Below are 24,327 nucleotides of genomic sequence, written 5' to 3' on the forward strand. Positions count from 1 at the left end.
CCTGCACCAGAACATGGAAGCGCATGGAGGCGTATCATACATGATGGACGTGCGGACGACGGCCTGATGCCCAGGATTTTCACCGATCCCGCCGCAATCGTTGATGACATCATCCGCGAGAACGGTTCTCGTCTGGTGGTGGGACTGCCGCTTGGGCTCGGCAAGGCCAATCACATCGTCAATGCGCTGTATCGCCGGGCGGAAGCCGATCGCAATCTCGACCTCACATTGTTCTCGGCGCTGACGCTGGAGAAGCCGCGGCCATCGAACGAGTTGGAAAAGCGTTTCATTACGCCAGTGATCGATCGCCTGTTCGGCGATTGGCCGGATCTCGATTACGCCACCGCTTTGCATAAGGGCGCGTTGCCGCCGAACGTCAAGGTCACCGAGTTTTTCTTCCTGGCAGGAAAATGGCTGCGCAACAGCTATGCCCAGCAACACTACATCGCCGCCAATTACACTCACGCCGCGTCCTATATCCTCGACCGAGGCCTCAACGTCATCACTCAACTCGTGGCGAAGCGCGTCGTCAACGGCGAGACGCGCTACAGTCTGAGCAGCAACACGGACACCACGCTCGACCTTCTGCGCGCCCGCGCTGCGGGCCGCGCGTCGTTCAAACTGGTGGGACAGGTCAACTCGCAATTGCCGTTCATGCCCGGCGCCGGCGATCTTCCAGCCAGCGAGTTCAGCGCGGTCCTCGACAGCTCCGCTACCGACTTTCCGTTATTCGCGCCACCGTCCGAGCCGGTATCCGACACCAAATATGCCATCGGCCTGCACGCGGCCGGGCTGATCAAGGATGGCGGAAGTTTGCAGATCGGCATTGGCCAGACCGGCGATGCGCTGGCGCAAAGCCTGATCGTTCGTCACCGCGATAACGCGCGCTTTCGTGAGATCGCCGCACGGCTTGCGCCAGACAGTGCAATGGCGGAGACCGCGCCGTTTGCAACTGGCCTTTATGGCGTCAGCGAAATGGTTTTCGAGGCGTTTCTCGGGCTGATTAAAGCGGGCGTGTTGAAGCGCGAGATCGACGGTGCGGTGCTGCACGGCGCGTTCTTTCTTGGACCGCAATCATTCTATCGCGCGTTGCGCGAGATGACGCCGGACGAGCGCGCCCGCATCCAGATGACAGCGGTGTCCTTTACTAATGAACTTTACGGCGATGAGGCCGCCAAGCGTCGCGCCCGAGTTGACGCGCGCTTCGTCAACAACGCGATGATCGCAACCCTGATGGGGGCTGCGATCTCCGATGGTCTCGACAACGGTCAGGTGGTGAGCGGCGTCGGCGGACAATACAATTTTGTGGCGCAGGCTTTTGCGCTCGAGGGCGCGCGCTCGATCCTCACTCTGGAATCGACCAGACGAGAGAAGGGCGGCGTGGTGTCCAATATCCGCTGGACCTACGGCCATGCCACCATTCCGCGCCACCTGCGCGATATCGTGGTCACCGAATATGGAGTGGCGGACCTGCGCGGAAAAGCCGATGCCGATGTGATCGCGGCGATGCTCAACGTAACGGACTCGCGTTTTCAGGATCAGTTGATGCGGCAGGCGATCGACGCCGGAAAACTGCCGCGCAATCACCGGATTCCCGCAGCGCATTGTGACAACACGCCGATGCGGATCGCAGCCGCGCTGAGCCCCGCGCGAACTGCTGGACTGCTGCCATCGTTTCCGTTCGGCAGCGATTTCACCGAGATCGAGCAGCGGCTGATACCGGCGCTTGAAATCTTGCGCGACGCATCACGTTCGCCGTTGGCGCTCATCGGGTTGCTGATGGAAGGATTGCGTCCCGGCGATGCATCGGTGCAACCCGCGCTTGCGCGTATGGGGCTTGATCATCCGAATACGTTTTCGGACAGGCTTTATCGTGCGCTTCTCAACGGCGCGCTGAAGGAGAGCAAGAAGTAAACACAGCGCCATCCTCGTCTCGCACCGAGCGATGACGCTAGGTCATCGGTTCTTGTTGTTCGGCTTGCGTTTCTCGATGAACGCCGCCATGCCTTCGGCGCGATCTTCCAGCGCGAAGGTCGAACGAAACAGGTCGCGCTCGACGTTCACGCCTTCCGACAGCGTCGTCTCGAAGGCGCGATTCACGGCGTTCTTGGCCATCGCTGCGGCAGGACGCGACATCGAAGCGATTTTTTTCGCCGCAGCCATCGCTTCGTCCATCAGTTTGTCAACGGGCACGACCCGGCTGACGAGGCCCGAGCGCTCTGCCTCGGCAGCGTCCATCATCCGGCCGGTGAGGCAGAGGTCCATCGCCTTTGCCTTTCCGATGGCGCGGGTCAGGCGCTGCGTGCCGCCGATGCCGGGAATGGTACCAAGCGTTATTTCGGGCTGGCCGAATGTCGCGGTGTCGGAGGCGATGATGATGTCGCACATCATAGCCAACTCGCAGCCGCCGCCGAGCGCATAGCCGCTGACCGCCGCGATAGTGGGCTTGCGGCAGGAGGCGATGCGGTCGCCCCCGATCGCTTTGAAGTCCTCGTTGAACATGTCGATGAAGCTTTTCGGCTGCATCTCCTTGATGTCGGCGCCGGCGGCAAAAGCCTTTTCGTTACCAGTGATCAGGATGCATCCGATTTCGCATTCGGCTTCGAATTCATCTACCGCAGCCGCTATTTCGCGGAGCACCGCGAACGACAGCGCATTGAGCATTTTCGGACGGTTCAGTTTGATGACACCGACCTGGTCCTTACTCTCGACGATGATGTGCTCGAAACTGCGCATGGTCCGTCCCGCGTTGTCATTAGCCGGTCGCGAAGGAGACGCGGCAGCGGACAATGTGCCTGCGGTCCAGTCGCGCCGCAAGCTTGCGGCAGCGAACACGAGGTCCACACCACCAGCAGGTCAATATACGTCGGCTTGAAAACTGGCGGCCCGCCGTCGGGATGACGGCGTAAAGTCTTGAAGAACGGGATCCTGGTGGCCCTATGTCGGATCAGGCCATAAACATCCGGGCGGCGGACCCGATCGTGAGCAAACCGCCGAAGGCGATGAAGATTTTGCCGATCAGAGAGGTATGGTTCCAGGCAGAGCTGTCGCTTGATGCCGCCTGGCCGGTATCGCCACTAGAGGGCGACGTGATGTCAATCGAGGCCAATGCCAGGTGAGGTGCGTCCTGATGGCTGTCGGCCAGGGCCCGGTCAATTTCGTTGAGTTCATCTGAGGGAACGATATCCACGGCGGCCGCAAGGGAGGGGGTGTTGTCGGCGTGTGGCGCTGCATCCCCCTGATTAGCCAGCATCTCGCCGGCGCTATTGGCAAGTGCGCTCGCTTGGACTTTTGGTGACTCGTCCTTGGACAAATCTTCCGTGGTGCCAGGGGAGATATCGGTGCTGGCGTTTGCGTTGGCGACCGTCGGCGGCAGCGGTATGTGCTTGTTGCTATCCTGGATTGCAGAGGCAGTTGTTTCCTCCGCTTTTTTATCGGTTTTTGATTCGGGCTTGGTCGATTTCCGCGTGCGCGTGGCTTGCCGCTTGTGCGATGGGTGTTTGGCAAGTTTGCCGGACCTGACCGGCGCCACCGCTTTTTCGGTATGGGCGGCGGCTACTCCGGTGGGTTCCGCCACGCTGTCTGTCGCGCGCATTGGCCCCGCGAAACCAAGTAAAAGTCCGGCTGCGATGATCAACGCCGAGCGCCCGCTAGCCCCGATGCTCATGACGATTTCTCCCCGGTATGTCGGTTCCCTGACCGGCAAAAGAAACGCCCGGAGTGGCCACATCGGGGCAAAAAAAGGGAATTTTTCGACCACTACGGGCCAAACCGCGGTGAAAGCACCGAAAATGAGGTAGCACATGCCTGGTTTTGGCTCTGGGCCCGCGGCAGGTGCGCCCGGTTATCGGTCTGGCTAGCCGTGTATCTCGGAAGAAGAAACCGGCTTTCGGATAAGGATTATGCTCGATCAAAGGATACGGGTATCGAAGATACGGCTAAAGAGTAACGCAACTCTAGTTCTAGCCATCGCCCGCAGCGGCCGCTTGTTGCGTTCGATGAAAGCGCAGTACCTGTTGCGCAGTGGACTGGCGCAGACATTCATAGGTCCGCTTCGCGGCATCGATGTTCGTCATCTCAACATGAGTCAGATCGCGGCGCATGTCGATGATGGTTTTCACTGTTGCCCAGGAGAGGCCGCCTACCTTAGCCAGAATAAGTACGCCCTCGGTTTGGGATTCGATCATCATTTTTTCGGCGTCTGCGATCGAGACATTGGCGAGACAGGCAATGGCGGCATTCGTTTCATCGAACTTTCTGGCTTCCGCAAACGCAGCGACTTCTTGCTCGTCCAACCGCCCATCTTCGTACAGCGACCTGACCAGCCCATGTGCGATCGTCGTTTCCCTGCTGATGGTCCCGGGCGCCGAGCGTGCTCGCCGCGTTACCTCGCTAACGACGACCGAAACGTCGTTTGTCAGATCTGGGTTAGCCGCCGCGAGACGCGCCCGCACCGTGGCGGAGGCCTTTGCGATCAGCTTCAAATAGTGATGCCGCGGGATCGACCGCCGCATTCCGACGCAGGTCGCGATGTCGTCGTTGCCTTCGGCGCGTTCGACCAACTGCGTGAAGCCAAGCTCGGAAAAATCAGCGCCCGGATTGTTAACGGTGCTTTTGACGACTTCGTCGTTGCCTCGCTCGATCAGAACATCGGTGACCGCGACGCTTAAAACCCTCCGCGTGGAGATCGCCAGCAAATGAGCCTGGCTTTTGCTGCGGACGCTCTCGATAAGCACATCATCGCTGAGCCGCTCGGATTGCGACAGCACGGGTGCGGCGACTTCGATCAGATCGTCGAAGGCGAGGACGTGAATGATCTGCGGCGGAGCCTTTGCAACGGGAGCCAGGCGTCTGGCAAGCAGCGCTTTCGCCGAACTCTCGATGTGCTGAATCAAGCAATTAAAAACGTCATCGAAGAGCGTGATTTGATCGTCGGAATAGTCGACCGTGTGGTTCAGGAAAAGGTCGGTGACTCGCTGCAGTGTTTCGATCCGCCGCGCGATTGTGCCATGGGTGAGAACGGTCTGGAGTTCCTCGAGCAGATTTGCCGACCCCGGCGATTTGGAAAGCATGGCTCTATCCTAGAGTTCTGCAGTGACGTTCCGATCGCGCTGATCCAGGATGACTGCCGCGGTAGACCACTGCGGAATCGAGCGATCGGAGCCAAACTATTCAAATGGCCCGTCGATGAGTAGCTGGGCGGGGAATTTGCGGCGAAAAGCCTTTAAGTTTGGTGTGTTTTTTTATCGGGATGTGCCTCGGATAGGTTGTTCTACGCGAAACGCTGCTCTTTATCAGATACCCATGGCGCTTGCCCTTTCGCCGATTCGGGCACAACCTAGCCGTGGCCGAACGGCTGATTGCTTGTAATTTGAGAAGATTTTACTTTGCCATTCGAACCTTCTTCCCCGCAAACCCGACCAATTCTACGAGACGGCAAGTGAGCACGACTCAGGCGGCTTCCGATGAAGCTCTAATTGCCAGGATCGCTCAAGGCGACCGCCTCGCCATGCAGGTGCTGTACGGGCGTCATCACGTCAGGGTCTTTCGTTTTGGACTGAGACTCGTGCGGAACGAACAGATCGCCGAAGACCTTATCAGCGAGGTTTTTCTCGATGTGTGGCGTCAGGCCGGCAAATTCGAAGGGCGATCCGCGGTCTCCACCTGGTTGCTGGCAATTATGCGATTCAAAGCCCTCTCTGCGCTTCGCCGCAGGAAGGATGCCGAACTCGATGATGAGACGGCCAATGAAATCGAGGATCAATCCGACGATCCGGAGGTGACGGTACAGAAGAAGGATACGGGAAACGCGCTCCGCAAGTGTCTGATGCAGCTTTCAGCCGAGCACCGAGAGATCGTCGATCTCGTCTACTACCACGAGAAATCGGTGGAAGAGGTCGCTGAGATTGTCGGGATACCCGAGAACACTGTTAAGACGCGATTGTTCTACGCGCGCAAGAAACTGGCCGGTCTGCTGCAGGCAGCCGGAATCGAACGAGGTTGGCCATGACAGCGGCGAAGAGGGTCACGGACGACGAGCCTGGAGATGTCGAGGCGCTGCTACCGTGGCATGCTGCCGGCACGCTGAGCACGCGTGACATACGCCGGGTTGAGGAAGCGCTCGCGCGCGATCCCGATTTGGCGAAGCAATATGCGGTGATCCGGGATGAATATGTTGAAACCATTTCACTCAATGAAAGCCTCGGCGCTCCGTCTTTAAGCGCGCTGCAAAAACTGTTCGCCGCAATCGACGCCGAGCCGGCACTGAGCGTTCCGATAGCGCGCCTCGGCCTGTGGGCGCGGGTTTCGCAGTTCTTTAGCGACCTGTCGCCGCGCACATTGGCGGCGGCCGGTGCGGTCGGAGCGCTCGTGGTTGTGCTCCAGGCCGGCGTGATCGCCGCGATGCTGACGAAGGACGATGGCGGCCAATTGTTTCGCACAGCGTCTCACAGCGCGCCGGATGCACCATTGACCCGCGGACTGGCCGTAGAAGCGGGACCGAAGGCGTTGGTACGGTTCGCGCCGGATGCGCGCATGTCCGATATTAGTGCTTTCCTGAACACCTACCAGGCCACGATTGTTTCTGTGTCCCGCAACGGCCTGTTCCAGCTGCGCTTCGATCAGCATAAGGATTTTCCTGGCCTGTTGGGCAAGCTCCAGAGCGAAGCGATCGTCAATCTGGCGGTTCCTGCCGAGTAGTGGACGTGAACTTTTTCTGACCGCACTCGGTTTCCGCTTTGCGGCGCCAGGGGAGCCACAATGGAGCACAGTGCGATGCGCCAGCGCATGACGGGCATAACGAAATGGAGCGCCGCGCTCTTTGCCCTGACAAGTTTGTGCTGGATCGCATGCGATGCTTCGACGGCACATGCGCAAGGTTATATGCAAGGATCCAGGGGCTCTCCGGGCTTCGGTACGCAAGGGCGCGCGCCGATGCCCTCGCCGGGTGGCGGACCGCGCGGCATGGGGCTAGGCTCCGGCCTGGGCTTGGGCTTGGGTTACGGGCTAATGCTCGGTGCCATCGGGACTTCCAGCAGAGCACCTTATGTCGAAGCACCTTACCGTGCCATCGAGCGCGACGGCAGTGTGAACGGCCGGCCATCGCGGCCCCAGCCCCGCAAAACAGTTGTCCGTGAACAGAAACCGCGAAAGCCAGTCATCGGGATCACGGCGTCAGGAATTTCCTTTATTCGCTATGCGCCTAATACATTTCCGGTTTGCTCAGGCGGCAATGGCGCGATGAGCGGCGACTGCAACGGCCGTCCGTTCGTGGCCGACCTCGGAGGCAATGGTCCGCCGGCCCAGGATCAGAACGGCGGGCCTCGCCGCAATGCGAGGCAGGCCGCAGTGACGCGCAACTATCTGCCCGGCGAGATTGTTGCTGAGACGGCCGCGATGCCGGATGCGCAACTCACTGCTCTGGCGCGGCGGCATCGGTTGCAGCGTGTCTTTTCTCAGAATTTTTTGCTGACGGGCAGTACGCTCAGTCTGTTCCGCATCGTCGGCCGCCGGCCGGTCGAAGATGTGCAACGTGAACTGCGCGCCGATGCGGCCGTGCGTTCGGCGCAGCCAAATTTCCGCTATATTCTCCAGGATCAGAAGACGGTGGTGGTGACCGAAGGCGATCCTGCGCAGTATGCGCTGGCAAAGCTACGGCTACCGGAAGCGCATGGGTTGGCACACGGCAACGGCGTCATTGTAGCGGTGATCGATTCCGCAATCGATGCGGATCATCCTGAACTCGCCGGTTCGATAGCGGCGAGTTTCGATGCACTCGACAGCAAAAGCGAGCCGCACGTGCACGGCACCGGTATTGCCGGTGCGATCGTCGCCCACGCGCGGCTGATGGGGAGCGCTCCGTCCGCCAAGATTCTCGCGATCCGTGCCTTCGGTGTGACGCAGGGCACGGCCGAGAGCGCCTCGTTCACCATCCTCAAGAGTCTCGACTACGCGGCGGCTCATGGTGCGCAGATCATCAACATGAGTTTTGCTGGTCCGAAGGATGCGCTGGTCTCGCGCGGCATTGCTGCGGCCGCGGCGAAAAGCATCGTCATGGTGGCCGCGAGCGGTAATGCTGGTCCGAAATCGCCGCCGCTCCATCCGGCCGCCGACGCGCAGGTGATCGCGGTGAGCGCGACCGACGCCGACGACCGGCTGTTCGCGGCCTCCAATCGTGGCAGCCACGTTGCAGTCGCTGCTCCCGGCGTTGATATTTTTCTTCCTGCACCGAACGGCAAATATCAGATGACGTCGGGGACTTCGTTCTCCGCAGCTTACATCAGTGGTCTCGCTGCACTGGTTCTGGAGCGTCGTCCAACGCTGACACCCGCCGAAGTCCGCGCCATTCTGACGACAAGCGCGCGCGATCTCGGTGTGCCTGGCCGTGACGATCTGTTCGGTGCCGGCGAGGCGGATGCGTGTCGCGCTGTGCAAGCTGTTCCGGAAAACGCGGTTCCGACCGCTGACAAAACCGCGCCCGTCACGGCCGTGTCTGATCCGGTGCCTGCCGCATCCAGTGCTGTTCCTGTGACGACCAGTGAGGCCGCGCCTTCAAGCGAACCGCAGCCAGCGCCGGTGAGTACGAATCCAGGCGGCACTGATTTGCCCGCGAAATAGCTAGAGCGTTTTGAGCGAAGTGAATGCTGGTTCGCGTGAAGAACACGCGTCAAATCAAAATCATAAAGCTCTGCTTCCGATTCATCAGAGTCTTTCCAGATCGTTAAAAAAGTTTCTGTCTTCCTTGAACGTTTTCAGGGGACTCGACGACAGAATGAGTGTGGGAGGCCAAACTCCCCTGAGGCTATATTAGGCGCGAGCGCCCATCCACCCCAGCGCCCATATGGCTTGACCCGCCCGGTTGTCCCCCCGGGCGGGTCTTCTCATTTCTGTGTCCTTTTGATGTGCCTGCGTTTGTTCTGCGCTCCTATGCACAAAAGACACATAGGAACAACCGAGTTGTTTCCGCGTTTCAACCCCGCAACAACAGGAGATTTGCGATGGATTGGAACCGTGTCGAAGGAAGCTGGAAGCAACTCAAAGGTGCGGTCAAGGAGCAATGGGGTAAGCTGACCGATGATGATCTTGATGTCATCGGTGGGAGGCGCGAACAGCTTGAGGGCAAAATTCAGGAACGCTACGGTTACCAGAAGGACCAAGCGAAGAAAGAAATCGATGATTGGTACGGTCGCCAGAAGTGGTGATCCTCAGCCCCGCCAAAAGGCGGGGCTTTTTATTGTGATTAGCGTTTCGGCGTAGGTCGGCAGCGTGCCATTCATCGCCGGAGCGAGCATAGTTTGTTTCGATCGTACGTTTGTGATCCCGCCACGCAGCATCTCCTTGCCGTTTGCGAGGCCGCCTGTAACACCCGTCCTGTGGACTGCTTCCACAATGGCGTCATATTCACGCCACAAAGCACTGGACTTCGCGCAGGTTTTCCACAGAATATCCCGCAAGCTTGAATGATTCGTTCGTTGCGTCTGCGTCCGTTTCCCTCCCTGCGGACTGTCCCCCAATGACTCAACGATACGATGCCGGGCGTACGCCCGACCACGCTCAAGATGTCCTCAATCGCTGGTGTGTACTTGCCGAACAGCGGCTCGATTTTCTGATCGAGCTTTATGAAAGCGGCAGGTGGCGACGTTACCATTCCGAAAATGCTTTCATGGAAAACCTGCGGGAGGCAAAGACCGTCGTCGAAGTCTGGCGAATGCTGGCGCGGCGTGAAGCCATGCCGGACAATCGCGCAGTCGACTGGTCGTGGCTCAATCGACCCTCGGACTCTCCCGCTATTCAGGGTGACACCGTGCCGGCTGGAGCTGCGGTGCCGCATGCAGCGCTGGCGATTGCCGGATCCCAAGACGACTCGATGCTTCGAGCGAACAACGATGTGCCGGCTGGAAAAGCGGCCTAGAGCCTTTCCGTTTCTGTTGGAATTAGAAGCGGGGCTCTGAGGTGACTTGCCGAGGCATGTGTGGCTTGAATCGTTGCCATCACCGCTTCGCTTGCCATCTCGATTTCAACGCACCGCGTTGGCGCCGATAACGATCTGCGCGTATTTCGCAGCGCCATTGGCTGCGAGGTCCGGCGTCACGGGCTTGGCGTGGTCAAGCCCCACCACCGCGCCGCGCGGCGCGTCTGAAATCACATTGGTGTTGACCAGCGCGGTACCAGCGCCGTCCGCGACCGAGACTCCGATGCCAATGAAGGTTTTACGGATCACGTTGCCTGTGATCGCGACATCGCGAAGATATTTGCCCCAGCCTGCCATGATGCCGAACGACGGCGCGTTCTCGATGACGTTTCCGGTCACTGACGTATCCGCCTCGACGTAAATGCCGATGCCGGCATCGTCGTCAGGGGCGGTGCCGATCGGACGCTTCGGCAACAGGTTGCGGATGATGTTGCCCTGAACGACCGCAAGCCGTCCGCCCTCATTGAAGTTGCAGACGGAGACGCCGACCGCCGCACCGTCCACGGTGTTGTTGGCGATCACGGCGCCCTCGAAGGCGAATTCGGAATACAACGCCACCTCGCGCACGCCGCTGATGCTGTTGCCGGTGATCTGGATGTTTGAGGCCGAGTTGCCGCGCACGGCGGAGTAATCGCAGTCGCTGATGCGATTGCCGCTGATGATGACGTTGCCGGCGCGAAACGCGTTGATGGCGTTGCCGTATTGGCCGGAGCCGCCTTGGCCGGCCTTGATGTTTTCGATCCGGTTGCCGGTGACGATCGAACCGTCGTCGCCGATGGCCGTGCGCAGGATCTCGATGCCGTTGTCTTTTGTCCCGAGAATGGTGTTGCGCGCGATCGTCAGCCCGAGCGCGTCGAAGGAGACAATCCCCGTCGTTTCAATTTTATCGATGACATTGCCGCTCATCTCACCGGCGACATTTTCGAGCCAGATGCCGTTGCCGCCGCTGCCTGTGATTGCGCAATCCAGAATCCGGACATCGCGCCCGCCAAGGCAATGGATCAAGCCGCGCCGCCCGGGGAGGGGAATGCCGTCTCCATCAAGGGTGAGGTTGCTAAGACCGATGTGGTCGGCACCCTCGGCTGCCAGCAGCGAAGCGCCGCCTGTGAACATCAGTGTGGTCGCGCCGCGCACGCCGATGAGTTGCGAGCCTTTGGCAAGTTGCAGCGGTCCGGTGCGGTAGACGCCGGGGGGCAGCGCGAGCGGCGCGTTGGCGCGGGTCGCCTCATCGATCGCCCGTTGCAGCGCGCGGGTCTGGTCGCCGGTTGCGTTGGGCCGTACGCCATAATGAGTGGCGTCGCGCCCGAGCGTCGATGTCAGCGGAGCCGCACGGACTGCATCCGCCGGCATCGCCACTGCACCGGCGACGCCTGCGGCGGAAGCTCCGAGGATATGGCGGCGATCGATATCCATGGATTATTGATCCTCTGAAGCCAAAGCAAACGCCTTACGTCTGGATGTAACCCGGAAAATGGGGATGACGGCTGGCGTGTGACGCCGAAGGTGAGCGATTGTTGGCGACAGGGTTAATGCGGTGGCGTCGGGACCATTGGATTGTGCGGCACGAACAATCGTCCGCGCTCGACGACGACGACCACGACGAAAGCGGCGATTGTGCAAAGGAAAGCGCCGGTCGCGAACGGCAGCATGGTGCCGTTGAAATCCTGCCCGATCAGGGCGCCGACGCCGCTGCCTAACAACGTTGTGATCGAGCCGAACAGGGATGATGCGGTTCCCGCGATATGGCCTTGCGGTTCCATCGCGAGCGCGGTGAAGTTCGAGAACATCAGCCCGAAAGCAAACATCGTGCCGATCGCGAACATCATATAGATCGGAAACGACAGCCAGCCCTGCCACGCGGTGAGCAGCGTCAGCGCTGCGATCACCACCGATCCCGTCAGAGCGCCGTGCGAGATCACCCGCATGCCGAACCGGCCGACAACGCGCGCATTCAGGAAACCCGCCGCGGCAAGGCCGGTGGCGATGGCGGCGAAGGCGAGCGGAAAAGAGTCGCCGAGACCGTAGATTCCGGTGAAGATCTGCTGTGAGCAGAACACATAGGCGAACAACACGCTCTGGATGCCGCCGGCGGCGAGTGCATATCCAATGGTCTGCCGGTTGGTGACAGTCTGGCGGAATGCGTCGAACACGCTTGCAGCGGTCAGCGGCTTGCGTCCCGCGGCCGGCAGGGTCTCCGGCAATCGGATTGCGCACCACGCCAGGGCGAGCAAACCGTAGGCGGTCAGCACCACGAAGATGCCGCGCCACTCTGCGAACAGCAGAATCGCTTGACCGAGTGACGGCGCAAGGATGGGCACCGAGATGAAAATCATCATCGCCAGCGACATCACGCTCGCCATGCGCCGTCCAGCGTAGCAGTCGCGCACGATCGAGGTGGCGATGACGCGGGCGGCCGAACTTCCAACCCCCTGCAGCACCCGCGCCAGCAGCATCATTTCAAACGAGGATGCGATCACCGACAACAGGCCCGCGGCGCTGTAGAGCAGCATTCCACCGATCAGGATCGGACGGCGGCCGAACCGGTCAGACAGCGGCCCCATGATGAACTGGCCTGCGCCGAAGCCGGCCAGATACACCGAGATCACGGCCTGGACGTGGTTGGGATTGGCGATCCCATAGGCATTGCCGACGTCCGGCATCGCCGGCAACATCATGTCTGTCGCAATTGGGTTGAGCGCCATGATGCAGGCGACGAGGGCGACAAACTCAGGAAACCCTCTCGGCTGATGGGCTTGTGATACCCACCCGTCCATATCGGTGTCGGTCATCGATTTGTCTCGGGAGATCGGTAAGCAGCCATATCGATGCCGCTGTTGCGCTGCACAATGCCTGTTTCGGACATGGCTGTCCATCGCCGAACGCAGGGGACCATGAGTTTTCGAGATTTACGCGCGGCGTACCTCCTTCACTAGCTCCAGCAATATAGCCTCGCCGGCATCGGCCAGATGCTCCAGCGTAATGCCGCCGGGGATGCGAGCCGAGCCGTCGCGCCTCAGCGGTGGAACATGAATGAATGCAGCGAGGCGCGGTCCCGTTTGATGATCGGCGGCCTCGATGGCGCGCCAGCAGAGGTAATTGCAAACATAGCTGCCGGCATCGCGCGAGGCGCGGGCGTCGATGCCGGTCAGGCGTGCCGCGCGCAGCAGCCTGAAAACATGCGGTCCGAACGCACGCGCATTCGCCGTGCCTGCGATCGAGCCCTTACGAACCCGCGCTCCGCGCCGGTCCGGCCAGATCGTGGTTATCGCGTTTCGCGCGCGGGTTTCGATCCGCAGCCAGGGTGTGCGCGCCGCAAGGCCGAACATCAAGAGCGCGTGCGGACGATGCGTTGCAAGAAGCTGCGGCAGTTCAAGATCCACCGTGGCGTATGCGACATCAAAGACGTCGGTCGTGATCGTGACGTCGCTCAGCGCGGGTCGACGCAGCTTTGCGAGTCGTTCGACCAGCGGTGGTGTTGGGTTGAACGGCGCGCCAGGAAACGGGCCGAAGCCGGTGATGAGGATGCGGAGACCTTTGCTCATTCCAAACTGGGTCCATTTGCTCTTTTCCCTCTTCCCTGCGGGAGAGGGTAATCCGTCATCTCAGCAGTTCCGCGATCTGACTCGCCCCCAGTCCCGGCGTGAGACGACCTTCGGCGACCGCGGTCTCGGTCGCCTTCACTTTTGCGCGCATCGAAGGATCGTTGCGCAGGCGCGCCGTCATGCGATCCTCGAACATCGACCACATCCACTTCACCTGTTGCAGGCTGCGCCGCTGCGTGAACTCGCCGGACGCGTTCATCGCGGCGCGGTGCTCGACGATTGTCTGCCACAGCTCCGGGATGCCTGATCCGGTCAGCCCCGAGTACGTCACGACCGGCGGAGACCAATGCTGCGAGCGGGGCGCGAGAATTTTTAGCGCGGAACGGTAGGACGCGGCCGCGGCATTGGCGCGCGGCAGATTATCGCCGTCGGCCTTGTTGATCGCGATCATATCGGCGAGCTCAACAATGCCCTTCTTGATGCCTTGCAATTCGTCGCCGGCGCCGGGCAGCATCAAAGCGAGGAAGAAATCCGTCATGTCGTACACGGCGGTTTCGGACTGTCCGATTCCCACCGTCTCCACCAGGATCACGTCGAAGCCCGCCGCTTCGCACAAAAGCATCGCTTCGCGCGTCCTCGCCGCAACACCCCCTAGCGTTCCCGCGGCAGGCGAGGGCCGGATGTAGGCCGCCTCGCATGCCGCCAGTCGCGCCATCCGTGTCTTGTCGCCCAAAATCGAGCCCCCGCTGCGCACCGAGGACGGATCAACCGCCAGCACCGCGATCCGGTGGCCACGCGCGATCAGGTCCATGCCGAGCGCGTCAATGGTGGTGGATTTGCCGACGCCGGGTGAGCCAGTGATGCCGACGCGAAGGGCATTGCCGGTCGCTGGCAGAAGTTCCTGCACCAGTTCGCGCGCGGTGGCCTCGTGATCGGCGCGGCGGCTTTCGATCAGGGTGATGGCACGCGCCAGCGCTGCGCGATTGCCGGCGCGGATGTTGGCGGCGAGGAGCTCGGGATTTCCGGCTACGTTCATCCCGCGAGTCTATTCGCCCGGTATGAAGCGATTGGGAATGCGTCGGTGCGGCAACATTTCAAACATCCGGTTTCGCACGATGGAGGAGAAATCCACTACGCGCTCCAACGAATCAAGATCGTCTGTGTAAATCGCCCATAAAACGTCGAGGTCTATTCGATGATAGACATGGCGGATAAAGTTGCCGAGATCAGCAACTTGCCGCCACGGAATATCCCGGTGTTCACTCTTCCAGTTTTCGGGAATGTGACGCGATGCCTCGCTGAGTATTTCAAGGAATCGTTCGAATGCTGCACGTGTTGCCATATCTGTGGCGACAGCATCGGGAGTCTTGTCGATTAACAGCTTCCTGATTTCCAGAATTGCATTCTTCATATCCATCAGGCGCCAATAAGTCCGGTCAGTCATTGAATACCTCAATGATTTCCGGTCGAATGGTATTTGCCAGTCCGGGCTCTAAGCTGCGCCGCATAAACATATTTGCGGAGAGGCCGAGTTCATCGCCGATGATATGCGATATACCGACAAGATCGATTAACGAAAACTTCGTCTCGGGTTTGATATCGACGAGAACGTCAAGATCGCTATCGGGCCTGGGGTTGCCTCGTGCACGTGAACCGAAGATCGCTAGGCGGCTTATCCCACGCTCCCGGAGCCGTGGTTGAAGCCTTCTTAGGCTAAGGATAATTTCTTCGCGATCGATCATTCCACTCGTTTATCACGATTCCGTTGAATCGTCTCCTTCACTCCGTCGCCGCGCTATGGCCGAGCTTCTCGGTGAGCTTGCGGATAAGGTCTTCGGCGGCGTCCGCGATCACCGTTCCGGGTGGGAAGATAGCCTCCGCGCCGGCCTGGTAGAGCGCATCGTAATCCTGCGGCGGCACCACGCCGCCGACGATGATCATGATGTCGTCGCGGCCCTGCTTTTTCAGTGCGGCCTTCAATTCCGGAACTGTCGTCAAGTGAGCGGCAGCGAGCGAGGACACGCCGAGAATGTGCACGTCGTTTTCGACCGCCTGCCGCGCGGCTTCTTCCGCTGTCGCAAACAACGGTCCGATATCGACGTCGAAGCCGATGTCGGCGAACGCGGAAGCGATTACTTTCTGGCCGCGATCGTGGCCGTCCTGGCCGATCTTGGCGACGAGGATGCGCGGGCGGCGTCCCTCGGCCTCATCGAAGGCGTCGATGAGCGCCTGCACCTTTGAAACCTTGTCGGACATGGCGACAGCCTCGCGCTTGTAGACCCCGGCGATGGACCGGATTTCGGCGCGATGCCGGCCGAACACCTTCTCCATCGCGTCGGAAATTTCGCCGACGGTTGCCTTGGCGCGCGCCGCGTCGATGGCGAGCGCCAGCAGGTTGCCGTTGCCTTCGCCGGCCGAGCGCGTCAGCGCCGCGAGCGCGGCATCGACATCCTCCTGCCTGCGCTCGCTGCGCAACCGTTTCAGCTTCTCGATCTGCAAGCCCCGCACCGTCGAGTTGTCGATCCTGAGCACGTCGATTGGCGTCTCGTGTTCGGGCTTGTACTTGTTGACGCCAATCACGACCTGCTTTCCGGTATCGATTCTGGCTTGCGTCCTGGCGGCCGCTTCCTCGATGCGTAGCTTTGGCACGCCGGCCTCTATCGCCTTTGCCATGCCGCCGAGTTCCTCGACTTCGCGAATGTGGCCCCAGGCCTTCATTGCGAGATCATGCGTGAGCCGTTCGACGTAATACGAGCCCCCCCAGGGATCGACGATGCGTGTGGTGCCGCTCTCCTGCTGCAGGAAAAGTTGGGTGTTGCGGGCGATGCGCGCGGAGAAGTCGGTCGGCAGGGCCAGGGCTTCGTCGAGTGCGTTGGTGTGCAGCGACTGGGTGTGACCTTGCGTCGCCGCCATCGCTTCGACCGCGGTGCGGATCACGTTGTTTAAGACATCCTGCGCGGTCAGCGACCAGCCGGAGGTCTGGCAATGGGTGCGCAAGGAGAGCGAGCGCGCATCTTTCGGATTGAACGGCTTCATGAGCTTGGCCCACAACAGCCGCGCGGCGCGCATCTTGGCGACTTCCATGAAGAAGTTCATGCCGGTCGCCCAGAAGAACGACAGCCGCGGCGCGAACCGGTCGATGTCAAGGCCGGCCTTGAGGCCCGCCCGGACATACTCGACGCCGTCGGCGAGCGTATAGGCGAGCTCGAGATCCTGCGTCGCGCCTGCTTCCTGCATGTGGTAGCCGGAGACCGAAATCGAATTGTACTTCGGCATCTTTTTTGAAGCGTAAGCGAAGATGTCGGAGACGATCCGCATCGAGGGCGCGGGCGGATAGATATAGGTGTTGCGCACCATGAATTCTTTGAGGATGTCGTTTTGAATGGTGCCCGAGAGTTTTTCCGCCGGCACGCCCTGTTCTTCGGCAGCTACAACGAACAGCGCGAGAATCGGCAGCACTGCGCCGTTCATGGTCATCGACACGCTTATCCGGTCGAGCGGGATGCCGGCGAACAGTGTGCGCATGTCGTAGATGGAATCGATCGCCACGCCCGCCATGCCGACGTCGCCCGAAACGCGAGGATGATCCGAGTCGTAGCCGCGGTGGGTGGCGAGGTCGAATGCAACCGACAGCCCCTTTTGGCCGGCGGCAAGATTGCGGCGATAGAAGGCGTTGGAATCCTCCGCCGTCGAGAACCCGGCATACTGCCTGATGGTCCAGGGCTGGTTGACGTACATGGTCGGGTAGGGGCCGCGCAGGTAAGGCGCGATGCCGGGCCATGTGTCAAGAAAGTCGATACCGACAAGATCGGCTTCGCTGTAGCTCGGTTTGACCGGGATGCCTTCTGGGGTCGGCCAGAATTCCGGAGATGGTTCGAAGCTGCCAGCGACAAGAGGCGTAACCGGCGCGAACGCGACGTCGGCGAAATTGGGGATGCGGGTCATCATTATTCAGTCTTGGTCCGGATGTTGGTGGCTGATGATGGTCGCCATCTTTTCCGGTCCGTAATTTTCGGTCGTGGTATGGCTCGGCAGGTTGACGATGGTCGCAATCCAGCCGAGCCGGGACTCCGTTCCGTATTGCCCGGTTGGCATCAGCAGGTCGGGGCGGTCGAATGCGCCGGTCATGATCTCGATGCAAGGACCGCCGATGCGGCTGAAACCCAACGGTGTGCCGCAGGCGGCGCAGAAAGCACGCTCCGCGATGGAGGATGATCGAAACGTCGCCGGAGTACTCTTGGTCCAGCGAAAGTTCTCGCGCGGGATCTCGGCAAAAGACGCAAATGGCGCGCCGGCGGCTTTCTGGCACATGCGGCAGTGACAAATGCTGATGCGCACCGGGGGGGCCGTCAGCGCGAAGCGGATGGCGCCACACTGGCATCCGCCGGTCTGTGACGGTTTCATCTTCTCGGCCATGATCGCTCCAGTCGCTGCCAGACGTCGTTCAGCGCCGCCAACGCATTGGTCCCCGCGAAGATGAAATCGAACACGCCTGCCTGGCGCAAGGCGGGTTCCAGCTCGTTTGGTTGGCCCACCAGATAGATATGGCTTGCACCTGCGGCATGAAAGGCCTGCACCGCGAGAGCAGCCTGTTCAGCATAGACCTGATCCGAGGAGCACAGGCAGACCATTTGGGCTCCAGACACCTTGAAGGCTTCGGCGAGCGGATCTTTTGCGTTCCCTCCGTTACCCGCCAACCCTGAATCGACCGCCTCGATGCCGCCGGCCTCGAAGAAGCTCCGGGCGAAGGTCACGCGGGCGGCGAAGTCGGCAGGGGCGCCGAGAGTGGCGAGGAAGATTTTCGGCCGCGCGCCGGTGGCCTTGAGCCAATCGTCGGAACGGTCGCGCAGCTTTTCGAAGGGGACAGCGAGCCGCATCGGCGCCAGCGCCTCGAAGATAATCCCTGCCTTGCCGCAAGGCTCGGGCGTGACCGGCCTGAGGTCGAGCACGTCGGCCGGCTTCTCATGCAGGTTAGGAAATTCGCTGGTGCCGGTGAGCACGTCGCGCCGTTTTGCGACGTTCATTTCGCGTGCAGCGCGCGTCATGGCAACGCTGCGCTGGATCAGGTTCTGTTCAAGTGCGGCGAAACCTCCGCCGGCTTTCTCAATGTCCTGAAACAGCGCCCAGCTCTTCTGACAAAGCTGCTGCGTCAAGGCTTCGATGCCGCCCGAGCCTGCCGCCGAATCTGCGACTTTGGCGAGGCTAGCTTCCTCTAGCAGGATGAGTTGCGTGTTTCGCGCTATACGTCGCGCGAAGTCATCGGGCAAGCCGAGTGCTTGCGTATGCGGGAGCACACAGACGCTGTCAGCGCCGCCGAGACCCGCCGAAAATGTTGCGACCGTGGCACGCAGCATATTCACGTAAGGGTCGCGCCGGGTCAGCATCCGCCATGCGGTTTCAGCGGCGATGAGCAAGGGCTTTGGCATGAGACCGCAAGCCTGCTCGACCCGCGCCCACAGGAGCCGTAGCGCGCGGAATTTGGCCAGAGTCAGGAGCTGGTCGGCATCGGCGCTGAGCCGAGCGTAGATCAGGCAGCGCGCTTCATCGAGGGCAATGCCGGCGCTTTCAAGAGCCCGAAGATAGGCCACCGCCGCCGCCAGGACGAAGGCAAGCTCCTGAGCTTCCGATCCGCCGGCGTCGTGGATCACACGGCCATCGGCGACAAAGAATGGCCCCTTGAAGCCCCTGTCGGCGAGCACCTTAGCGGCATCCGTCACCGCCGGAACGATCTCAACCCACGCGCCCGTGCTCGATCCGGATGTCGCGCAGGCGCCAAGCGGATCGAAACCAAAGCGGATATCGCAAGTGGTCGGACTAATTCCCTTCGATCCGATGTAGTCGGCGATTTGGAATGCGACCGCGCGCGATTGCGGGCCGATCTGCAACTCCATGGAGATGCCTGCATCGAGAAAAACACCGTCCAGCACTTTGGCAACGGCTTCTGCGGTCGGCGGCAGTCCGAAGCCACGCGCGCCGTTGGCGCCCGCGAACACCAGCGTCAGGCCGCCAGCGCCGTTGTCGAGGTCATGCAGCGCCTGTGCGTTGGCCTGTGCGGGATCGGGATGATCGATCCGCTGCATGATCTGCCATGGTGCCGCCGCCGCACGGCCGCCAATCGCTGACGCGCCTTTCGCCCGGGTATAGATCGGTTCGATCCTGAGACCGTCATAGGTCTTTCCAACCAGCTTCTCGAAGGGGGTGCCCTTCAGCACGTCATCGACCAGCTTGCGCCAGTCGGCTACTGTAGCCGGCGCGAAATCGGCTGCCAGCGGCGGATTCATAAACTCGTCGGAAGCAGCGGGCATTCGTGCGCTCGTTTCCGGGAAAATCTACAGCGTTTTCGAGCGAAGTGGATACCGGTTCGCGTGAAGAAACGCCTCAATCAGAAGCGAAAATGCTCCGGGTTTTCAAAATGCCACGCGGCGGCTGACAAGCCAAACGGTCGTTGCGGATCGGTCAGTGGAGGTCGGGGAGGCACTCGATTCCGGCGGTGGATATGTTGGCCAGCGCCTTGGCCGCCGTTCGCCCTGCAATCACGCGGTCCGGCGCGATTTCGGCCAGCGGAACCAGAACGAACGCGCGCTCGAAGAGGCGAGGATGTGGCAGCGTCAGTTCCGGTTTGTCGAGGATGGCGTCGTCATAGGCGATCAGATCGAGATCCAGCGTGCGCGGTCCCCAGCGCTTTTCGGTGCCGCGGTCGCGACCGAATTTCTTCTCGATCTTGTGCAGCGTGAACAGCAGCGCGTGCGGGTCGAGGCGGGTGTCGATCTCGATGCAGGCGTTGACGAAGCGAGCCTGGTTCTCGTCGCCCCATGGCGGCGTGGTGTAGTCGGACGAACGGGCAAGAAGTTCGGCCTGCGCCATGCCGCAGATGTTGGCGATAGCCTTGCGAAAAGTCTGCCGCACGTCTCCGACGTTTCCCCCGAGTGCGATCAGGACGCTGGCCATCGCGACAGCTATTCCCTGCTGCGGGTGAGCGAAATGCCGACGTCGTCGAAAATCGCCGGGATCGGCGCGTGCGGCTTGTGCACGGTGATTTTGATCGTGATCACGCGCGGAAAAGTAGCCAGAACCGCATCGGCAACAGCCCCTGCGGCACGTTCGAGCAGCTTGTAGTTGGCATCCTTGAACGCGGCGCTGGCTGTCGCCACCACGCCGGCATAGGACACCGTATCGGCGAGACGATCGGTGCGGGAGGATTCGGAAAGATCAGTCGATAGTTCGATGTCCATCACGAAGCGCTGGCCGACTTCGGTCTCGTGCTCCATGACGCCGTGCTGCGCGTGAATTACGAGGCCGCGTATAAAGATCGTGTCGGTCATGGTCCGGTCATCCCGACTGTTGTGGACTCGATGGCGTGCGCCACCCGCAGCGCCTGCACCGTGTCCGCCACGTCATGTGTGCGGATAATGCACGCGCCGCCTCTTGCCGCGATCAGATGCGCAGCGAGCGAGCCGCCTAGCCGTTCCTGCGGCTCTGACTGCACTACCGTGTTGATGAAGCGCTTACGGGACGCGCCCACGAGAATCGGAAATCCGAGTGTCTGCAATTCATTGAGCCGGGCCAGCACGACCATGCTCTGTTCCGGCGTTTTGCCGAATCCGATACCCGGATCGAGGACGATGTGGCCGGCAGGTATGCCGGCTTTCGCCGCGATCTCCAGCGATCGTTGGAAGAACGCCGCGATGTCCTGGATGATGTCGAGCGTATCGTCGGGCTTGTCCCGGTTATGCATGACAATGACGGGCGCATTGTGCGCCGCCACCACGCGGGCCATGTCCGGATCGCGCTGCAATCCCCAGACGTCGTTGGCGATTGCAACCCCGTTCTCAAGCGCCCACTCGACCATCGAGGACTTCATGCTATCGATGGATATGGGGGCTCCAAGCGCGACCACCGCAGCGAGCACCGGCTTCAGCCGCCGCATCTCCTCATCGTGCGAGACCGGCTGAGATCCGTAGGGGCGGGTAGATTCCGCGCCGATATCGATGATGTCGGCCCCTTCCGCGATCATGCGGCGCGCCTGCGCCAAGGCCAGGTCGGGCGTCATGAACCGGCCGCCGTCGGAGAACGAGTCGGGGGTGATGTTCAGGACTCCCATGACCGCCGGATACGGCCGCGACAGCAGCGCTTCGAGCGTGGGATGACGCGTCTCGTCCGCCACAGGTCTGGACATGGTATCTGCCGACGTCATGCGGTGGCTTTGCGCGGTCCAGCACATGCTGTCAAGGCTCGAAAAACCCCTTCAGAGGGTCGGGCAGTGCAGCAGCGGGCGGCTTAATAGGTGATCTTGAGTGGAAGCTTCCGCGCTTGCGCAATCAGCGTGCCGATCGACTTCTCCGAAGGAAGAACGCTGACAAGTCTGCGCTTGGTATTCACATCTTTCATGGCTTGAGCCAGACGGGCCGGGTTACGATGCGTCAATTCACGCACAGTGGTAACGCCCGCCGCGCGCAGCAGCTTGGTCTTCCCGTTGCCCATCCCCGGAATGCGCATGTAGTCGGCAAGATTGGCCCACTCCAGGAGTTGCTGTTCGCTGATGCCGGTCTTGGCGGAAAGCGCCTTGCGGCCTTTCGGCGTGCGCGCCGCCTCGAGGTAAGCATCGGTTGTTCTAATGCCGATAGATCTCAGCTTTTTGGCGTCGGGGGCGCTCAGCCCTTCGAGCTTGGAGATTGGATATGTCATGACGTTCGGCGGTCTAACGGTGCGTATTGAGGGCCGGCGAACGCCGAGCGGCCTATCCAGTTACGGGAAACCGCAATCGAGCTTTTCGTGTCGGTTTTCGTAACGATCGCTGATAGAACCTTGTCGCCAGCACCTTCTTTGCTGCGAAAGTCGGGGATCGCACCGACGACTGCTCCCGCGACAGCGGTGCCAACTGTCGCGGCACGCCGCTCCACCAGTTCGTTCATGGTACCCCGCCTCCACCGGTTGCTCGCCGGCTCGTTATTTATGTTTTCATCTTGATACCCTCGGGATGCGAAAGACAAGTCAGCAGGCAGAACAAACGCTCGTTGACCTGCAATCGCACGACGAGTGTTGCCGAGATGCAAGACCTGCGTACTCGATTATGCCGAAAACATCGCGGTCGCCGGTCATTTGCGAGTTAGAAAGCTTCTGCTCCGTTGGAAGATTTCGAGCGCCGCGTTGGGGTTCGCCGGTTTCAATCGGCGCGGAACTTGAAGTAGAATGATGGTTCGACGACGGGATCACGAAGAGGTGCTCATGGCGAAGACCGCGACCGGGATCGGCGATACCGATCAAGGTATCTTCATCGGCAAAGGTGAGCAGCCGGTGTGGCTGACGCTGGGCCTCGCCAACCGACACGGTCTTGTCACCGGCGCCACTGGAACTGGAAAAACCGTGTCGCTCCAGGTGATGGCGGAAGGATTTTCTCGCGCGGGTGTGCCGGTATTCGTCGCCGATATCAAAGGCGATCTGTCCGGCATTTCAGAGCCTGGCGCAGCCAAGGACTTCATACTCGAGCGCGCCAGGACGATGGGCCTTGGGTTCCAGCCCGATCAGTTCTCGACAATTTTCTGGGATGTTTTCGGTGAGCAGGGCCATCCGGTACGCGCCACCGTGTCGGAAATGGGTCCGTTGCTGTTGTCCCGCATGATGGATTTGAGCGAGGCTCAGGAGGGCGTGCTCAACATCGCCTTTCGGGTAGCAGACGAACAGGGGTTGCTTCTGCTCGATATGAAGGATCTTCGTGCCATCCTCTCTTTTATTGCCGAACATGCGGCAGAATTGACGACGCAGTACGGCAATGTGTCGAAGCAAAGTGTGGGAGCCATCCAGCGCCAGCTTTTGGTGCTCGAAAATCAAGGCGGCGACAAATTTTTCGGTGAGCCGGCACTGGATTTGAACGATTTCATGCGCACCGATCGCGACGGCCGCGGCATGGTCAACATCCTGGTCGCCGATAAGCTGATGCAGAGCCCGCGGCTTTATGCGACGTTTCTGTTGTGGATGTTGTCGGAGCTGTTCGAACAGTTGCCGGAGGTCGGCGATCCGCCAAAACCGAAGCTTGTGTTCTTCTTCGACGAAGCCCACCTTCTGTTCAACGACGCGCCCAAAGCGTTGATGGATAAGATCGAGCAAGTGGTGCGGCTGATCCGCTCCAAGGGCGTCGGGGTTTATTTCGTCACTCAAAATCCGATCGATGTCCCGGACAAGGTGCTGGCCCAACTAGGAAACAGGGTTCAGCACGCGCTGCGCGCATTCACGCCCCGCGACCAGAAGGCCGTCGCGGCCGCGGCGCAGACGTTCCGGCCAAATCCGAAGCTGAACACGGCGCAGGTCATTACCGAACTCGGCAAGGGCGAGGCTCTGGTGTCGTGCCTTGAAGGCAACGGAACGCCGGCTATGGTCGAGCGTGTGATGGTACGGCCGCCGTCTGCGAGGATCGGCCCGATCACTCCTGAGGAACGTAAAGCGATCATTGCCGGCAGCCCGGTGAAGGGAAAGTACGACACCGCGATCGATTCCGAATCGGCTTACGAGATGCTTCAGAAGCGGGTCGAGGGCACCGCGGCGACCGGCGCTGAGTCGAACGGCGGAGTTCTTGATCAGATCGGATCGATCGTCGGCAGCGTATTCGGGACCAACACGCCCCGCGGCAGATTGTCGACCGGGCAGGTGATCGCGCGCAGCGTCACCCGCTCCGTCACCAACAAGGTTGTCGGGGGGGTCGTCGCTGATATCGGCAAGTCGCTCGGCGGCTCGCTTGGCGGTTCGGTCGGTCGTGCGCTGGTGCGTGGCGCGCTCGGGGGGCTGCTGCGGCGTTGATCGCCCAGGCTGCTGTTTGGCTTT

General features: G+C 60.9%; 24 protein-coding genes. 7 read left to right on the forward strand and 17 right to left on the reverse strand.

Annotation, left to right across the window (positions count from 1 at the left end; genetic code table 11):
• The first annotated feature begins 66 nt into the window (after nt 1-66).
• Nucleotides 67-1,914: an acetyl-CoA hydrolase/transferase C-terminal domain-containing protein gene (locus GGQ85_RS06135; RefSeq protein WP_309773793.1), complete on the forward strand. Its 1,848-nt coding sequence runs from the start codon at nt 67-69 to the stop codon at nt 1,912-1,914.
• Nucleotides 1,915-1,956: 42 nt separating this feature from the next.
• Here GGQ85_RS06135 and GGQ85_RS06140 read toward each other — a convergent pair whose 3' ends face one another.
• The 3 genes from GGQ85_RS06140 to GGQ85_RS06150 form a co-directional block, all read right to left on the reverse strand.
• Entirely contained in the window at nt 1,957-2,736 is a 780-nt protein-coding gene (locus tag GGQ85_RS06140) for an enoyl-CoA hydratase (protein ID WP_309773794.1), read from the reverse strand.
• 211 nt (nt 2,737-2,947) lie between these two features.
• A complete protein-coding gene (locus tag GGQ85_RS06145; RefSeq protein WP_309773795.1) occupies nt 2,948-3,805 on the reverse strand; it encodes a hypothetical protein in 858 nt (285 codons plus the stop codon).
• Between the two features lie 157 nt (nt 3,806-3,962).
• Entirely contained in the window at nt 3,963-5,072 is a 1,110-nt protein-coding gene (locus GGQ85_RS06150) for a DUF2336 domain-containing protein (RefSeq protein WP_309773796.1), read from the reverse strand.
• Nucleotides 5,073-5,440: 368 nt separating this feature from the next.
• Here GGQ85_RS06150 and GGQ85_RS06155 point away from each other — a divergent pair, with 368 nt between their 5' ends.
• The 5 genes from GGQ85_RS06155 (at nt 5,441) to GGQ85_RS06175 (ending at nt 9,910) form a co-directional block, all read left to right on the forward strand.
• Nucleotides 5,441-6,010 carry a sigma-70 family RNA polymerase sigma factor gene (locus GGQ85_RS06155; RefSeq protein ID WP_079447286.1) on the forward strand — a complete coding sequence of 190 codons (570 nt, stop codon included), beginning with the start codon at nt 5,441-5,443 and terminating at the stop codon, nt 6,008-6,010.
• Nucleotides 6,007-6,699, forward strand: coding sequence for a hypothetical protein (locus GGQ85_RS06160; protein WP_309773797.1), 693 nt, complete (start codon nt 6,007-6,009; stop codon nt 6,697-6,699). Before GGQ85_RS06155 ends, GGQ85_RS06160 begins: the two co-directional genes overlap by 4 nt.
• A 60-nt stretch (nt 6,700-6,759) precedes the next feature.
• Nucleotides 6,760-8,616, forward strand: coding sequence for a S8 family serine peptidase (locus GGQ85_RS06165; RefSeq protein WP_309773798.1), 1,857 nt, complete (start codon nt 6,760-6,762; stop codon nt 8,614-8,616).
• A 380-nt stretch (nt 8,617-8,996) separates the two neighbouring features.
• The gene (locus tag GGQ85_RS06170; RefSeq protein ID WP_079447284.1) at nt 8,997-9,200 is read left to right on the forward strand and encodes a CsbD family protein; all 204 of its coding nucleotides are present in this window, start codon (nt 8,997-8,999) and stop codon (nt 9,198-9,200) included.
• Nucleotides 9,201-9,511: 311 nt separating this feature from the next.
• Entirely contained in the window at nt 9,512-9,910 is a 399-nt protein-coding gene (locus tag GGQ85_RS06175; protein ID WP_309773799.1) for a TIGR03809 family protein, read from the forward strand.
• 105 nt (nt 9,911-10,015) lie between these two features.
• Here the strand turns inward: GGQ85_RS06175 and GGQ85_RS06180 are convergent, their stop codons facing one another.
• The 14 genes from GGQ85_RS06180 to GGQ85_RS06245 form a co-directional block, all read right to left on the reverse strand.
• A complete protein-coding gene (locus GGQ85_RS06180) occupies nt 10,016-11,383 on the reverse strand; it encodes a TIGR03808 family TAT-translocated repetitive protein (protein WP_309773800.1) in 1,368 nt (455 codons plus the stop codon).
• A 113-nt stretch (nt 11,384-11,496) separates the two neighbouring features.
• A complete protein-coding gene (locus GGQ85_RS06185) occupies nt 11,497-12,759 on the reverse strand; it encodes a multidrug effflux MFS transporter (protein WP_309773801.1) in 1,263 nt (420 codons plus the stop codon).
• A 117-nt stretch (nt 12,760-12,876) separates the two neighbouring features.
• Nucleotides 12,877-13,512 (reverse strand): pyroglutamyl-peptidase I, encoded by a 636-nt coding sequence (locus GGQ85_RS06190; protein ID WP_309773802.1) that lies wholly within the window; start codon nt 13,510-13,512, stop codon nt 12,877-12,879.
• Nucleotides 13,513-13,567: 55 nt separating this feature from the next.
• Nucleotides 13,568-14,548 carry a methylmalonyl Co-A mutase-associated GTPase MeaB gene (gene meaB / locus GGQ85_RS06195; protein WP_309773803.1) on the reverse strand — a complete coding sequence of 327 codons (981 nt, stop codon included), beginning with the start codon at nt 14,546-14,548 and terminating at the stop codon, nt 13,568-13,570.
• Between the two features lie 9 nt (nt 14,549-14,557).
• Entirely contained in the window at nt 14,558-14,956 is a 399-nt protein-coding gene (locus GGQ85_RS06200; RefSeq protein ID WP_309773804.1) for a HepT-like ribonuclease domain-containing protein, read from the reverse strand.
• The gene (locus GGQ85_RS06205; protein WP_079447277.1) at nt 14,949-15,254 is read right to left on the reverse strand and encodes a nucleotidyltransferase family protein; all 306 of its coding nucleotides are present in this window, start codon (nt 15,252-15,254) and stop codon (nt 14,949-14,951) included. Before GGQ85_RS06205 ends, GGQ85_RS06200 begins: the two co-directional genes overlap by 8 nt.
• Nucleotides 15,255-15,291: 37 nt before the next feature.
• Complete coding sequence (gene scpA / locus GGQ85_RS06210; protein WP_309773805.1) at nt 15,292-17,457, reverse strand: methylmalonyl-CoA mutase; 2,166 nt, start codon at nt 17,455-17,457, stop codon at nt 15,292-15,294.
• A gap of 6 nt (nt 17,458-17,463) precedes the next feature.
• Nucleotides 17,464-17,928: a GFA family protein gene (locus tag GGQ85_RS06215; protein ID WP_079447276.1), complete on the reverse strand. Its 465-nt coding sequence runs from the start codon at nt 17,926-17,928 to the stop codon at nt 17,464-17,466.
• Complete coding sequence (locus GGQ85_RS06220) at nt 17,913-19,817, reverse strand: methylmalonyl-CoA mutase family protein (RefSeq protein WP_309773806.1); 1,905 nt, start codon at nt 19,815-19,817, stop codon at nt 17,913-17,915. The genes GGQ85_RS06215 and GGQ85_RS06220 overlap by 16 nt, the downstream gene beginning before the upstream one ends.
• Nucleotides 19,818-19,968: 151 nt before the next feature.
• Nucleotides 19,969-20,460, reverse strand: a complete 492-nt coding sequence (gene folK / locus GGQ85_RS06225) for a 2-amino-4-hydroxy-6-hydroxymethyldihydropteridine diphosphokinase (protein WP_309773807.1) — start codon at nt 20,458-20,460, stop codon at nt 19,969-19,971.
• An 8-nt stretch (nt 20,461-20,468) separates the two neighbouring features.
• Complete coding sequence (gene folB, locus GGQ85_RS06230) at nt 20,469-20,834, reverse strand: dihydroneopterin aldolase (RefSeq protein ID WP_309773808.1); 366 nt, start codon at nt 20,832-20,834, stop codon at nt 20,469-20,471.
• Nucleotides 20,831-21,706 carry a dihydropteroate synthase gene (gene folP, locus GGQ85_RS06235; RefSeq protein WP_374708851.1) on the reverse strand — a complete coding sequence of 292 codons (876 nt, stop codon included), beginning with the start codon at nt 21,704-21,706 and terminating at the stop codon, nt 20,831-20,833. The genes folB and folP overlap by 4 nt, the downstream gene beginning before the upstream one ends.
• 83 nt (nt 21,707-21,789) lie before the next feature.
• A complete protein-coding gene (locus GGQ85_RS06240; RefSeq protein WP_079447272.1) occupies nt 21,790-22,197 on the reverse strand; it encodes a DUF4332 domain-containing protein in 408 nt (135 codons plus the stop codon).
• Nucleotides 22,194-22,424 (reverse strand): hypothetical protein, encoded by a 231-nt coding sequence (locus tag GGQ85_RS06245; RefSeq protein WP_309773810.1) that lies wholly within the window; start codon nt 22,422-22,424, stop codon nt 22,194-22,196. The genes GGQ85_RS06240 and GGQ85_RS06245 overlap by 4 nt, the downstream gene beginning before the upstream one ends.
• Nucleotides 22,425-22,737: 313 nt before the next feature.
• On the opposite strand from GGQ85_RS06245, the gene GGQ85_RS06250 reads away from it, so the two are divergent.
• Nucleotides 22,738-24,303: a helicase HerA-like C-terminal domain-containing protein gene (locus GGQ85_RS06250; RefSeq protein WP_309773811.1), complete on the forward strand. Its 1,566-nt coding sequence runs from the start codon at nt 22,738-22,740 to the stop codon at nt 24,301-24,303.
• The last annotated feature ends 24 nt before the right edge of the window (nt 24,304-24,327 follow it).

Source organism: Nitrobacter vulgaris (assembly GCF_031453995.1).
Classification (GTDB): domain Bacteria; phylum Pseudomonadota; class Alphaproteobacteria; order Rhizobiales; family Xanthobacteraceae; genus Nitrobacter; species Nitrobacter vulgaris.

What these genes read in the sequence shown, in the direction of transcription:
- GGQ85_RS06240 (WP_079447272.1), bottom strand. Translation starts at nt 22,197, where the DNA reads ATGACATATCCAATCTCCAAGCTCGAAGGGCTGAGCGCCCCCGACGCC.
- GGQ85_RS06135 (WP_309773793.1), top strand. Translation starts at nt 67, where the DNA reads ATGCCCAGGATTTTCACCGATCCCGCCGCAATCGTTGATGACATCATC.
- folP (WP_374708851.1), bottom strand. Translation starts at nt 21,706, where the DNA reads ATGACGTCGGCAGATACCATGTCCAGACCTGTGGCGGACGAGACGCGT.
- GGQ85_RS06250 (WP_309773811.1), top strand. Translation starts at nt 22,738, where the DNA reads ATGGCGAAGACCGCGACCGGGATCGGCGATACCGATCAAGGTATCTTC.
- GGQ85_RS06190 (WP_309773802.1), bottom strand. Translation starts at nt 13,512, where the DNA reads ATGAGCAAAGGTCTCCGCATCCTCATCACCGGCTTCGGCCCGTTTCCT.
- GGQ85_RS06165 (WP_309773798.1), top strand. Translation starts at nt 6,760, where the DNA reads ATGGAGCACAGTGCGATGCGCCAGCGCATGACGGGCATAACGAAATGG.
- GGQ85_RS06150 (WP_309773796.1), bottom strand. Translation starts at nt 5,072, where the DNA reads ATGCTTTCCAAATCGCCGGGGTCGGCAAATCTGCTCGAGGAACTCCAG.
- GGQ85_RS06205 (WP_079447277.1), bottom strand. Translation starts at nt 15,254, where the DNA reads ATGATCGATCGCGAAGAAATTATCCTTAGCCTAAGAAGGCTTCAACCA.
- GGQ85_RS06220 (WP_309773806.1), bottom strand. Translation starts at nt 19,817, where the DNA reads ATGCCCGCTGCTTCCGACGAGTTTATGAATCCGCCGCTGGCAGCCGAT.
- folK (WP_309773807.1), bottom strand. Translation starts at nt 20,460, where the DNA reads ATGGCCAGCGTCCTGATCGCACTCGGGGGAAACGTCGGAGACGTGCGG.
- GGQ85_RS06170 (WP_079447284.1), top strand. Translation starts at nt 8,997, where the DNA reads ATGGATTGGAACCGTGTCGAAGGAAGCTGGAAGCAACTCAAAGGTGCG.
- GGQ85_RS06200 (WP_309773804.1), bottom strand. Translation starts at nt 14,956, where the DNA reads ATGACTGACCGGACTTATTGGCGCCTGATGGATATGAAGAATGCAATT.
- GGQ85_RS06175 (WP_309773799.1), top strand. Translation starts at nt 9,512, where the DNA reads ATGACTCAACGATACGATGCCGGGCGTACGCCCGACCACGCTCAAGAT.
- GGQ85_RS06245 (WP_309773810.1), bottom strand. Translation starts at nt 22,424, where the DNA reads ATGAACGAACTGGTGGAGCGGCGTGCCGCGACAGTTGGCACCGCTGTC.
- folB (WP_309773808.1), bottom strand. Translation starts at nt 20,834, where the DNA reads ATGACCGACACGATCTTTATACGCGGCCTCGTAATTCACGCGCAGCAC.
- GGQ85_RS06160 (WP_309773797.1), top strand. Translation starts at nt 6,007, where the DNA reads ATGACAGCGGCGAAGAGGGTCACGGACGACGAGCCTGGAGATGTCGAG.
- GGQ85_RS06215 (WP_079447276.1), bottom strand. Translation starts at nt 17,928, where the DNA reads ATGGCCGAGAAGATGAAACCGTCACAGACCGGCGGATGCCAGTGTGGC.
- GGQ85_RS06180 (WP_309773800.1), bottom strand. Translation starts at nt 11,383, where the DNA reads ATGGATATCGATCGCCGCCATATCCTCGGAGCTTCCGCCGCAGGCGTC.
- GGQ85_RS06140 (WP_309773794.1), bottom strand. Translation starts at nt 2,736, where the DNA reads ATGCGCAGTTTCGAGCACATCATCGTCGAGAGTAAGGACCAGGTCGGT.
- GGQ85_RS06185 (WP_309773801.1), bottom strand. Translation starts at nt 12,759, where the DNA reads ATGACCGACACCGATATGGACGGGTGGGTATCACAAGCCCATCAGCCG.
- scpA (WP_309773805.1), bottom strand. Translation starts at nt 17,457, where the DNA reads ATGACCCGCATCCCCAATTTCGCCGACGTCGCGTTCGCGCCGGTTACG.
- meaB (WP_309773803.1), bottom strand. Translation starts at nt 14,548, where the DNA reads ATGAACGTAGCCGGAAATCCCGAGCTCCTCGCCGCCAACATCCGCGCC.
- GGQ85_RS06145 (WP_309773795.1), bottom strand. Translation starts at nt 3,805, where the DNA reads ATGTGCTACCTCATTTTCGGTGCTTTCACCGCGGTTTGGCCCGTAGTG.